The 11981-nt window shown below is 53.3% G+C and carries 9 protein-coding genes; 5 read left to right on the top strand and 4 right to left on the bottom strand.

From position 1 onward, the window contains the following. Positions 1-238 precede the first annotated feature (238 nt). Together sodA and fdhD are read right to left on the bottom strand one after the other, a co-directional pair. Entirely contained in the window at positions 239-865 is a 627-nt protein-coding gene (gene sodA, locus NXT09_RS16990) for a superoxide dismutase [Mn] (RefSeq protein WP_095993198.1), read from the bottom strand. Positions 866-1100: 235 nt separating this feature from the next. Next, a complete protein-coding gene (gene fdhD / locus NXT09_RS16985) occupies positions 1101-1934 on the bottom strand; it encodes a formate dehydrogenase accessory sulfurtransferase FdhD (RefSeq protein WP_268580649.1) in 834 nt (277 codons plus the stop codon). Positions 1935-2154: 220 nt separating this feature from the next. Here fdhD and exaC point away from each other — a divergent pair, with 220 nt between their 5' ends. Then, entirely contained in the window at positions 2155-3690 is a 1536-nt protein-coding gene (exaC, locus tag NXT09_RS16980; protein ID WP_268580648.1) for an acetaldehyde dehydrogenase ExaC, read from the top strand. Positions 3691-3910: 220 nt separating this feature from the next. Beyond that, positions 3911-4903, top strand: a complete 993-nt coding sequence (locus NXT09_RS16975; protein ID WP_268580647.1) for an acyltransferase — start codon at positions 3911-3913, stop codon at positions 4901-4903. 29 nt (positions 4904-4932) lie between these two features. Here the strand turns inward: NXT09_RS16975 and xylB are convergent, their stop codons facing one another. Beyond that, positions 4933-6390 (bottom strand): xylulokinase, encoded by a 1458-nt coding sequence (xylB, locus tag NXT09_RS16970; RefSeq protein WP_268580646.1) that lies wholly within the window; start codon positions 6388-6390, stop codon positions 4933-4935. 72 nt (positions 6391-6462) lie between these two features. Beyond that, positions 6463-7782 (bottom strand): xylose isomerase, encoded by a 1320-nt coding sequence (xylA, locus tag NXT09_RS16965; protein WP_268580645.1) that lies wholly within the window; start codon positions 7780-7782, stop codon positions 6463-6465. 352 nt (positions 7783-8134) lie between these two features. On the opposite strand from xylA, the gene xylF reads away from it, so the two are divergent. From xylF to xylH, 3 genes are all read left to right on the top strand, one after another. Next, positions 8135-9130 (top strand): D-xylose ABC transporter substrate-binding protein, encoded by a 996-nt coding sequence (gene xylF / locus NXT09_RS16960; RefSeq protein ID WP_268580700.1) that lies wholly within the window; start codon positions 8135-8137, stop codon positions 9128-9130. Positions 9131-9264: 134 nt separating this feature from the next. Next, on the top strand, positions 9265-10806 hold the full coding sequence (locus NXT09_RS16955; protein WP_268580699.1) for a xylose ABC transporter ATP-binding protein: 1542 nt from the start codon (positions 9265-9267) through the stop codon (positions 10804-10806). A 28-nt stretch (positions 10807-10834) separates the two neighbouring features. Then, complete coding sequence (xylH, locus tag NXT09_RS16950) at positions 10835-11965, top strand: xylose ABC transporter permease XylH (protein ID WP_240355999.1); 1131 nt, start codon at positions 10835-10837, stop codon at positions 11963-11965. The last annotated feature ends 16 nt before the right edge of the window (positions 11966-11981 follow it).

Raw genomic sequence — 11981 nt, 5'->3', positions numbered from 1 at the left:
GCGGTGCTAGCATCTCGGATTACCGCTTACCAAGCTTATCCCTGCAAAAACATGATAAAAACCCGCAGTAGATATCGGCACTTTAGTCTGAAACTTTATGCGTCAGTGAGTAAGGGCGACCAGCGTACATGCGGCTACGAAGTAGGGTGGGGATAATAAAAAACTGGAATAACAGGCTGTTATTCCAGTTTATATTCAAACGCAGAAGAGGCCTGATGGTATCAGGCACTCAGCGGTTTTATTTTTTTGCGCTAGCGAAACGTGCAGCGGCTTCGTCCCAGTTCAACACGTTCCAGAATGCTTTAGCATAAGCCGGACGAAGGTTCTGATATTTCAGGTAGTAAGCGTGCTCCCACACATCCAGACCGACGATTGGGTAGCCAGACGCGCCAGAAACAGCTTCACCCATCAGCGGGCTGTCTTGGTTTGCAGTAGACACGACGGCCAGTTTGCCGTCGTCTTTCAGTACCAGCCACGCCCAGCCAGAACCGAAGCGAGTTGCTGCTGCTTGCTCAAATTTCTCTTTAAATGCATCAACGCTGCCGAAATCACGTTCGATGGCGGCTTTCAGATCGCCAGTCAGCGTCGTGCCTACTTTCAGGCCTTTCCAGAACAGGCTGTGGTTAACGTGGCCACCTGCGTTATTACGCAGTGCTGTTCTTTTCTCCGCAGGAACTTTATCCAGTTGAGCGATCAGCTCTTCAGCAGACAATGCAGCCAGTTCAGGCAGAGATTCCAGCGCGGCGTTAGCATTATTGACGTAAGCCTGATGGTGTTTGGAATGGTGAATTTCCATCGTTTCTTTGTCGAAATGCGGTTCCAGTGCGTCATAAGCATAAGGCAGCGATGGCAGTGAATAACTCATGTTTAGCATCTCCATGGTAAAAAAAATGTTACGGCACTGTGTTGTTAGTACCGCGTAAGCAATACCTTCATTATAGTTAATTAAATGATATTGAAAATGATTATTCTCGAATGGATGGCATGAATCAGATTGCTTTACTTCATGATAACAAACGCTTATGTCGTTATTGCACTATGTAAAAACAAATTAATCTATGCCCGTCGCCTGCAAAATGCCGCGACTCTGGTGGTATCTCTTACGCGCTCAAACGCTGCGGATGCGTGTAGATCGTCGCATGTCCCGGGCGACAAAAACCGACCAGCGTCAGGTTGCAGCGCTGTGCGACCTCTACGGCCAGTGAGGTTGCCGCAGAGACCGCAAACAGGATTTCCACGCCGCACATGGCGGATTTTTGGACCATCTCATAGCTGGCCCGGCTGGAAACCAGCGCCGCACCTTGCTGCCACCCCTGTTTCGCTCGGGTACCCAGCAGTTTATCCAGCGCGACATGGCGGCCGACGTCTTCACTTCCCCCGGACAGCGTGCCGTCTGGCGCGACCCAGCTTGCGGCATGAGTACAGCCCGTCACCTGACCGATCTTCTGCACTTCTCGTAGTCGTACCAGCGCACTTTCGAGCCTGTTGAGGGAAAAGGTCTGCGTGAAGGGAAGGGGTGAGATGGGCTTGCCGATTTCCGCAAGCTGCTCGACGCCACATACGCCGCAGCCCGTGCGACCATCCATCGCCCGGCGGCGTTCTTTTAGCCCAGCGAAGCGTCGGCTCGAAAGCTCAATCTGCACTTCGATGCCGTTACAGGCGGTCTGTACATCAATGCCGTAGATATCAGCCGGTGATTGAATAATTCCTTCAGACAAGGAAAACCCGAGAGCGAACTGTTCCAGTTCCTTCGGTGAGGCCATCATAACGACATGTGATATGCCGTTATAAACCAACGCAACGGGCACCTCTTCCGCCAGCCAGTCAGACTGTGGCTGCTGCAGCGAATCGGGATGATAGACTGAATGTTGCGTTGCGCCTTCAAGGGCGGCATCCGCTGGTAAATGAACCCCTTCCACCTGAAATACCTGCATGTTAGTAACCCTGGAAATTAAAAGTATTATTTCACCGCGCCTGAAGGGATGCGACTTTTTCTCGCAAGAAACTGTGCGTCAACTCGAAGAGTTGCCTTCTTCTCTGGCCGAATCCTGTCGCTAACCCCATACCCCGTATAGGCTTAATTTAACTGCTTACTGTTTGCCTCTTTTTTCACTGCGGCATGGCCGCTCACCCGGAAATGAAAAGGAGACTGAAATGGCGCACGATAATCTCGAAGGCCGATCCGCGTCTGGCGAATACGGCTCTCTCAATCTGAAAAAACGCTATGACAATTTTATCGGCGGAGCCTGGGTACCACCTGATGTTGGTCAGTATTTTGTCAATTTGACGCCAGTAACTGGCCAACCGCTGTGTGAAGTAGCCAGTTCGTCAACGCGAGATATTGACCACGCGCTGGATGCCGCTCACAAGGCAAAAGCGGAATGGGGTGGCCTGTCGGTGCAGGAACGCGCGTTGGTGCTTAACCGAATCGCGGACCGGATGGAGCAAAATCTTGAGCTGCTGGCGCAGGTGGAAACCTGGGATAACGGTAAACCGATACGTGAAACCAGCGGGGCGGATGTGCCGCTGGCGATTGACCACTTCCGCTATTTCGCAGCCTGTATCCGCGCGCAAGAAGGGGGCATTAGCGAAATTGATGGCGATACCGTGGCTTATCATTTTCATGAGCCTCTTGGCGTTGTCGGGCAAATTATTCCCTGGAATTTCCCGCTGCTAATGGCCTGTTGGAAGATGGCGCCAGCGCTGGCCGCCGGTAATTGTATTGTGCTGAAACCCGCCAAACTGACACCGATGTCAGTGCTGATTTTGATGGAACTGATTCAGGATCTGCTGCCACCAGGCGTCCTCAATGTCGTTAATGGGTCGGGCAGTGAAATTGGTGAATATCTGGCGACGTCGAAACGCGTTGCGAAAGTGGCATTCACCGGGTCGACCGAGGTGGGCCAGCAGATCATGAGCTATGCGGCGCAGAACGTGACGCCAGTAACGCTGGAGCTGGGTGGCAAATCGCCGAACATCTTCTTTGCCGATGTGATGGATAAGGAAGATAGCTTCTTTGACAAAGTGCTCGAAGGCTTCACGCTGTTTGCCTTCAATCAGGGCGAGGTCTGCACCTGTCCAAGCCGCGCGCTGGTGCAGGAATCTATCTACGATCGCTTTATGGAACGGGCAATCAAGCGCGTTGAGGCTATCCGCATCGGTAACCCGCTGGATAGCAAAACCATGATGGGCGCGCAGGTGTCCGCAGGCCAGCTTGATACCATCCTTAACTACATTGATATCGGTAAGAAAGAGGGCGCACGCGTGCTCACGGGCGGCCAGCGCAAGGCGATGCCGAGCGGGCTGGCAGAAGGATACTATCTGGAGCCGACGATATTGTTCGGTAAAAATAGTATGCGCGTCTTCCAGGAGGAAATTTTCGGACCAGTGCTGGCGGTCACGACCTTCAAAACGATGGATGACGCACTGGAGATTGCCAACGATACGGAATACGGTCTGGGGGCTGGCGTGTGGAGCCGCAACGGCAATATCGCCTACCGGATGGGGCGCGGTATTCAGGCTGGACGCGTTTGGACTAACTGTTATCACGCCTATCCGGCGCATGCGGCATTCGGGGGCTACAAGCAGTCTGGTATCGGGCGTGAAAACCATAAAATGATGCTGGGACACTATCAGCAAACCAAGTGCTTGTTGGTGAGCTACTCTGATAAGCCGATGGGGCTGTTCTAGCACCCTACTCTGTAAGATCCTGCGCGCGCTTGCCACCGGGGTGAGCGCGCATCGTTTAAATTCATGCGGGTTTCCCGTATGAATCCGTCCTGATCGCTCAGATTTGCCCGATTGTTGAGCGCTGGTAGTTGATAGTAGCAGGCCGTTGATAATAGATTGTGTCAACGCTTAACAACGGCTACGCTGTTTTGAATAGCGCTTTTCTTTCAAGAGGTTGTGCATGACGGATAAGATCGGCTGGATTGATAACCTGCGGGCGCTGGCCTGCATGATGGTCGTTCTGATTCATAGCACAACGTACTATATTACGGCGGGTGGCACGCCGGGCGACGGGCACTGGGATGTAGCAAATATCCTGAACTCTGCCTCGCGCGTCTGCGTTCCGCTGTTTTTCATGATTTCGGGCTATTTATTCTTTGGTGAGCGCAGGGCGGGAAAGAAACATTTCCTGCGTATCGGCTTATGTCTGCTTTTCTACAGTACGGTCGCGTTGATCTATATTGCGACGCTCACGCCAATTAATGGCCTGAATTCATTGCATCATGCGCTGCAAAAACCGATCTTTTATCACTTGTGGTTTTTCTACGCCATTATCGTGATTTATCTACTCTCTCCACTTATTACCATCAAGCCAGTATCGGGTAAATATTTAGCCGTCTTGATTATCTTGCTGGCCGTTGTCGCCAACCCCAATACGGGGCGAGTGGAGTTTGAAGGGTTTAAATTACTGCCCGTGAATCTCTATATTTACGGCGATACGTTTTACTACGTGCTGTACGCCGCGCTGGGGCGTGCGCTGGGCATGCTGGAAGTACCAAAGAAAGTCGTGCTAGCCGCTATCCCCTTCTTCGTTGCGTGTGTCGCGTTGATTGCGATGGGAACGAAGCACCACACATTACTGAACGATACGTTCACCCAGACGTTTTACATCTACTGCGGCCCGCTGGTGTTTCTGGCTGCGGTCAGCCTTCTGGTGGTGTTTAAGCATTACGGTAGCCAGCGGATTTTACCGGGCTTTGCCACTATTTCGCGCCACTCGCTGGCGATTTACGGCTTCCACGCGTTGATCATTCACTATCTGCGTACGCATGATGTGATGCTGCCAACTCATCCGGTTCTCAACATCTTCTCTGTTTTCGCCATCGCGCTGGGAGCCAGCCTGCTACTCTCGATGGCGCTACAGAAAATCGATGTGCGCCGCTGGGTGAGTTGACGATTCGTCCGGCGCATCGGAAAACTGTGCTACATCAGCGGACTAAGCTGCTGGTAGAGTGCTTTAAATGTACGCCTCCGCTCGGCATAGTCGGTGTGACGCTGGGGATCCGGTTGATGCACCTGTTCCAGCGGTAGCGGCGGCAGAAGGTCTGCCAGAGGCGTGTGTGGATGCATGGCGATTTGCGCCAGACGTGCGGCACCCAGCGCAGGGCCGACATCCCCTCCCGTGCGGTATTCCAGCGTTTGACCGCTGATATCCGCCAGCATTTGCCGCCAGTAGGCGCTGCGTGCACCGCCGCCAATCAGCGTAATGCTATCGGGTTTTAGCCCCGTCATATGCAGCGCATCCATGCCGTCAGCAAGCGCAAAACCCACACCTTCCAATACCGCTTTTGCCAGTTCCGGGCGTCCGTGCTGATGGGTGAGCCCCCAGAATGCGCCTTTGGCATCGGGATTGTTGTGCGGCGTGCGTTCGCCGGAAAGATAAGGCAAGAACCACACGGGTGTTATCGTGTCATCGGCTGGTGTCGAGGCGATTTCCTGCAACAGCGCGGGAACGCTCTCCGCGTGCGTCAGGCGGGCGACCCAGTCGAGGCAGGAGGCAGCGCTTAGCATTACGGACATCAGGTGCCAGGTATTTGGCAACGCGTGGCAGAAACTGTGGACGGCATGCTGTGGATTGCTGAGAAAGCCGTCGCTGACGGCGAAGTAAACGCCGGATGTGCCGAGAGACAGCATCGCCTGACCGGTTTGATACAGCCCTACGCCAATCGCGCCTGCAGCGTTATCCCCACCACCAGCAATGACGGGGACGGGTTCCATACCCCAGCGGCTGGCGATGTCAGCTCGCAGATAGCCGGTAATCTGGCTGCCTTCATACAGCGTGGGCATATGCTTGCGGCTCAGCGCGCAGGCTTCCAGCAGGGTATCGCTCCAGTCTCGTTTGGCAACGTCTAGCCAAAGTGTTCCAGCCGCATCGGACATATCGCTGGCGAATTCTCCCGTCAGACGCCAGCGGAGATAGTCTTTCGGCAGCAGAACTTTATCGATTTGGCGGAAGATCTCGCTTTCGTTTTCTTGCACCCATTTCAGCTTGGGCGCGGTAAAGCCCGGCATCATCAGGTTGCCGGTAATCTGACGCGATGTTGGTACCTGTTGCTCCAGCGTTTGGCATTGAGCCGCGCTGCGTCCGTCATTCCAAAGAATCGCGGATCGCAGTACGTTCTGGCGAGCATCCAGCAAGGTCGCCCCGTGCATTTGCCCGGTCAACCCCAGCGCTTTCACGGCACGAAGGCTATGTGCTGCCGCCAACCCGTGTAATGCCTGGTCGGTTGCCTGCCACCAGTCTTCAGGTGTTTGCTCTGACCAAAGCGGGTGCGGGCGGGAAATGCTCAGCGCGGTGCTATGGCTGGCAACCACCTTGCCTGCTTCATCCAGCAGGATGGCTTTCACTCCAGAAGTACCCAGATCAATACCGATATACATAGTGGCTCCTGATAAGCCTCTGCGACAGGGTTTAGTCTGTCGCAGTAGGTGTGGCGTAGTGAGCGTACCGTTTTAGCCAAATAGGTGGCGGTTAACCAGATTTTCCAGCAATTCCTGCTGGCCACTCTGGTGCTGCGGTGCCAGTTGATGACTTTCCGCATACCGGGCAAGCGATTCCAGCGAGGCCTTACCTTGCAGGATTTGCTGACCCAGTTCCCCGTTCCAGCCCGCATAGCGTTTAGCAACCAGCTGATTGAGCTTATCATCTTCAATCATTCTGGCGGCAGCCTTGAGCGCCAGTGCCATCGTATCCATCGCACCGATATGCGCATGGAAAAGGTCATAGCGATCGGTACTCTGGCGGCGAACTTTGGCATCAAAGTTGAGGCCACCCGTTGTGAAGCCACCTGCTTTGAGAATTTCGTACATGATCAGCGCGTTCTCTTCCACGCTGTTAGGGAACTGATCGGTGTCCCAGCCGAGCTGCGGATCGCCGCGGTTTGCATCGACAGATCCGAAAATGCCCAGCGCGACAGCGGTGGTGATTTCATGGTGGAAGGAATGGCCTGCCAGCGTAGCGTGGTTGGCTTCTACGTTGACTTTAATCTCTTTTTCCAGCCCAAATTGCTTCAGGAAGCCATAAACGGTAGCGACATCATAATCGTACTGGTGTTTGGTCGGTTCCTGCGGCTTAGGTTCGATGAGCAGCGTGCCCTGAAAGCCGATTTTGTGTTTATGCTCGACGACCATCTGCATGAAGCGGCCAATCTGTTCACGTTCCTGACGCAGGTCGGTATTGAGCAGGGTTTCATATCCCTCACGCCCGCCCCACAGCACATAGTTTTCTCCCCCCAGCTTTTTGGTCGCGTTCATGGCCGTGAACACCTGCGTGGCGGCCCAGGCAAAGACGTCTGGGTCAGGATTGGTGGCCGCGCCTGCGCCGTAGCGGGGATGGGTGAAGCAGTTGGCAGTGCCCCACAGCAGCTTCACACCGCTATCCTGTTGTTTTTCCGCCAGTACATCAGTAATGACCGCAAAGTTATGCAGATACTCTTTCAGTGAGTTCCCTTCCGGCGCAACATCGACGTCATGAAAGCAGTAGTAAGGCACGCTGAGCTTTTGAAAAAATTCGAATGCGATATCTGCCTTGCGCTTCGCCAGCTCCAGCGCGTCGCCTGACTGCTGCCACGGCCGGGCAAAAGAGCCGACGCCGAACATATCCGCGCCGTTCCAGCAGAACGTGTGCCAATACGCGACGGCAAAACGCAAGTGGTCCGCCATACGTTTACCGAGTATTTCCTGATCGGGGTTGTAGTGACGAAAGGCGAAGGAATTGTTGCTTTGGCTACCTTCATAACGGACTTTTTCGATCTGTTCAAAATAGGCTTGCATCGTTAACTCCTTAGAAACCACCCAGACGGAAGAGACGGGAATGTGATTAATTTTCGGAGTGGATGAATGTTTCCTCAATTACGTTATTTCACACTGAAATTCAGAGAATTATTAAATGTGCGCTGTGTCGCAAAAATAACGGCGTTTTACTCTGAATGCGCTTCGCAATAGGTAACAAAATAAAAATGTGGCTCGACAATAAAATATGACCCGTATCAAAAAACGGAAATTAAACCAAAAAACATAATTGGAGGATAAAAATCTGTAATTGATGGAGGGATGTTTAGCGACAATACTTTGCTGGCGATTGGAGTCTTAGGCCCTGCATCTTAAATAAAAAAGGTACTCTATGATGAAAGTTAACCATTTTTTACTCTCAGCTTGTGCCGTATTCATTCTTGCTTGTCAGCCCGGATTCGCGAAGGACGTTAAAATAGGTATGGCGATTGATGACTTGCGTCTCGAACGCTGGCAGAAAGATCGCGATCTTTTTGTTGAGCAAGCCAAAAAGCAGGGCGCTGATGTTTTTGTTCAATCAGCAAACGGCAATGAAGCGACGCAAATTTCTCAAATAGAAAACATGATCAATCGCGGTGTCGATGTATTAGTGATTATTCCTTATAACGGTCAGGTACTTGGTAATGTTATTGCGGAAGCAAAACGTGAGGGAATAAAGGTGCTGGCTTACGATCGCATGATTAATAATGCGGACGTGGATTTTTATATTTCATTTGATAATGAGAAGGTTGGAGAACTGCAGGCGAAATATCTCGTCGATAAAGTGCCTGGCGGGAACTATTTCTTAATGGGCGGCTCTCCGGTCGATAATAATGCGAAGCTGTTTCGCCAGGGGCAAATGAAAGTGCTCACGCCGTTGATCGAGAGTGGGAAAATAAAAGTGGTCGGCGATCAGTGGGTTGATGCCTGGCTACCAGAGAATGCGCTGAAAATTATGGAAAATGCGCTAACGGCGAACAGCAATAAGATTGATGCTGTTGTGGCATCGAACGATGCCACGGCAGGCGGAGCGATTCAGGCGCTTGCCGCGCAGGGATTGGCAGGGAAAGTGGCGATTTCCGGTCAGGATGCCGATCTGGCTGCAATCAAACGCATTGTGGCAGGCACGCAAACCATGACGGTCTATAAACCGCTCAGCAAGCTGGCGAAAGACGCCGCAGATATCGCCGTGGCACTCGGTTCTGATAAGGCTCCGGAATCCAACGCCAAATTAAACAATGGGTTGAAAGACATTCCTTCCTTCTTACTGACCCCGATTCCCGTCGATAAATCCAATATCGATTCCACCGTCATTGCCGATGGCTTCCACAAAAAAGCGGACGTGTATTAACGCACTCCACTGCCAATACTCCAAGTAATTCGAGTTTCAGGATGTAGGAAAGAAGGTTACCGAGCCACGACATAACGTTGTGGCTCGCCACTGTCGCAGGCGAGGCCTGAGACACCTGAATCACGGAGGCCATGATGCCGCATCTGTTGGAAATGAAAAACATCACCAAGGCGTTTGGCGCGGTGAAAGCCGTGGACAACGTTAGCCTGATGCTGGACGCGGGTCAGGTGTTGTCGCTGTGTGGCGAGAATGGCTCAGGGAAATCCACCTTAATGAAGGTGCTGTGTGGCATTTACCCGTATGGCAGCTATGACGGGCAGATCGTGTTCTCTGGTGACGAGCTACGCGCTAACCATATTCGCGATACGGAGCAAAAGGGTATCGCGATCATTCATCAGGAGCTGGCGCTGGTGAAAGAGATGACGGTGCTGGAGAACCTCTTTTTGGGCAACGAGTGGACGCGTTTTGGTGTGATGGATTACGACAATATGTACCTCCGCTGCCAGCGCATGCTGGAGCAGGTCAAGCTGGCCGTCGACCCGAATACCAAAGTGGGTGAGCTTGGATTAGGTCAGCAGCAACTGGTTGAAATTGCTAAAGCGCTGAACAAGCAGGTGCGTCTGCTGGTGCTGGATGAGCCAACGGCCTCATTGACCGAGCGGGAAACCGCAATCCTGCTGGAGATCATTCAGGATCTGCGCGATCACGGTATCGCCTGCATCTATATCTCGCACAAGCTCAACGAAGTTAAAGCCATTTCCGATGTGATTTGCGTGATTCGTGACGGGAAGCCGATTGGTACGCGTGCGGCTGCCGAGCTGAGCGAGGACCAGATCATCGCCATGATGGTAGGGCGTGAACTGACGGAACTTTATCCCAATGAACCGCATGTCATTGGAGAAGAAGTGCTACGCGTAGAACACCTGACCGCCTGGCACCCAGTGAATCGCCATATTCGCCGGGTGGATGATGTCTCGTTCGCTCTGCACCGGGGGGAAATTCTCGGCATTGCTGGGCTGGTTGGGTCAGGGCGTACGGAGACGGTGCAGTGCCTGTTTGGTGCCTATCACGGCCATTGGCAGGGCGACATCTTTATTGACGGTAAGCCAGTGACCATCAGTAATTGCCAACAGGCAATGGCACAAGGCATTGCGATGGTGCCGGAGGATCGTAAGAAGGACGGCATCGTCCCGGTGATGAGCGTAGCGCAGAACATGACGCTGGCGGCACTCGACCAATTCACAGGATCGTTTTCCATGCTGGATGATGCCCGTGAGCAGGACATCATCCGGCAGTCGCTAGCGAACCTGAAAGTGAAAACCTCCAGCCCGGAGCTGGCGATTGCCCGGTTAAGCGGTGGCAACCAGCAAAAAGCGGTGCTGGCGAAATGTCTGCTGTTGAATCCCCGCATTCTGATTCTCGATGAACCCACGCGCGGTATCGACATCGGTGCTAAATACGAAATTTATAAGCTCATTAATGCGCTGGTAAAACAGCACATTGCCGTCATTGTCATTTCTTCTGAATTGCCCGAAGTACTAGGGTTGAGCGATCGGGTATTGGTGATGCATCAGGGGCAGATCAAAGCGGATTTGATCAATCGTGATTTAACTCAGGAACAGGTTATGGAAGCTGCATTGAGGAGTGAACATCGTGCTGAAAACATCGCAGTCTGAACAACAACATGTCGCTGGCTCTGCCTCGATGCTGCAACGGTTGAAAAGCATCAATCTTCAGGTCTACGTGATGATTGCGGCCATCATCGCCATCATGCTCTTTTTCACCTATATGACCGACGGGGCGTATCTCAGCGCGCGTAATCTTTCTAACCTGCTGAGGCAAACGGCGATTACCGGCATTCTGGCGGTCGGTATGGTGTTCGTCATTATCTCCGCTGAAATCGATCTGTCGGTCGGTTCGATGATGGGGTTATTGGGCGGTGCGGCGGCGATTTTTGATGTCTGGTTTGGCTGGCCCTTGCCGTTGACGATCGTTGTGACGCTCGCGCTGGGATTATTGCTTGGCGCGTGGAATGGCTGGTGGGTGGCCTACCGGAAAGTCCCTTCGTTTATCGTGACGCTGGCGGGGATGCTGGCTTTTCGCGGCATTCTGATCGGCATCACCAACGGGACCACGGTTTCCCCGACCAGCGAGGCAATGTCGCAGATTGGGCAGAGCTATCTGCCTTCCAGCATGGGTTTTATGTTCGGTGCCATCGGACTAATGGTGTTTATTGCCTGGCAGTGGCGTCGGCGCAGCAGCCGCGCCCGATTAGGGTTACCGGTAAATCCACCCGCAGGCGATATTGGCCGTCAGACATTTACGGCACTGGTGGTGTTGGGCGCGATTTATCTGCTGAATGACTATCGTGGTGTGCCAACGCCGGTTCTGGTGCTGACGCTGTTGATGCTGGGCGGTATTTTTCTGGCGACGCGAACCGCATTTGGCCGCCGTATCTATGCCGTGGGCGGGAATATCGATGCTGCCCGCCTATCGGGCGTGAATGTCGAGCGCACCAAAATGGCGGTGTTCGCGATTAACGGCCTGATGGTCGCGGTTGCTGGGTTGATTCTCAGTTCACGATTGGGGGCGGGATCGCCATCCGCCGGGAACATTGCCGAGCTGGATGCGATTGCCGCCTGCGTGATTGGCGGCACCAGTCTGGCGGGCGGCATTGGTAGCGTCGCGGGCGCGGTGATGGGGGCATTTATCATGGCGTCGTTGGATAACGGGATGAGCATGCTGGATGTGCCGACGTTCTGGCAATACGTCGTTAAAGGCGGAATCCTGCTGTTGGCGGTGTGGATGGATACCGCAACAAAGCGGCGTGTATGACGCGACGTCGAGTCTG

The organism is Pectobacterium jejuense, assembly GCF_026800125.1.
Taxonomy (GTDB): domain Bacteria; phylum Pseudomonadota; class Gammaproteobacteria; order Enterobacterales; family Enterobacteriaceae; genus Pectobacterium; species Pectobacterium jejuense.
The sequence above is the reverse complement of the archived record's forward strand: the minus strand, read 5'-3'. Positions and strand labels throughout refer to the sequence as shown.

Bases quoted from the DNA above. Each gene is read 5' to 3' on its own strand.
- exaC (WP_268580648.1), top strand. From the start codon at position 2,155: ATGGCGCACGATAATCTCGAAGGCCGATCCGCGTCTGGCGAATACGGC.
- NXT09_RS16975 (WP_268580647.1), top strand. From the start codon at position 3,911: ATGACGGATAAGATCGGCTGGATTGATAACCTGCGGGCGCTGGCCTGC.
- fdhD (WP_268580649.1), bottom strand. From the start codon at position 1,934: ATGCAGGTATTTCAGGTGGAAGGGGTTCATTTACCAGCGGATGCCGCC.
- xylB (WP_268580646.1), bottom strand. From the start codon at position 6,390: ATGTATATCGGTATTGATCTGGGTACTTCTGGAGTGAAAGCCATCCTG.
- xylA (WP_268580645.1), bottom strand. From the start codon at position 7,782: ATGCAAGCCTATTTTGAACAGATCGAAAAAGTCCGTTATGAAGGTAGC.
- sodA (WP_095993198.1), bottom strand. From the start codon at position 865: ATGAGTTATTCACTGCCATCGCTGCCTTATGCTTATGACGCACTGGAA.
- NXT09_RS16955 (WP_268580699.1), top strand. From the start codon at position 9,265: ATGCCGCATCTGTTGGAAATGAAAAACATCACCAAGGCGTTTGGCGCG.
- xylF (WP_268580700.1), top strand. From the start codon at position 8,135: ATGAAAGTTAACCATTTTTTACTCTCAGCTTGTGCCGTATTCATTCTT.
- xylH (WP_240355999.1), top strand. From the start codon at position 10,835: ATGCTGCAACGGTTGAAAAGCATCAATCTTCAGGTCTACGTGATGATT.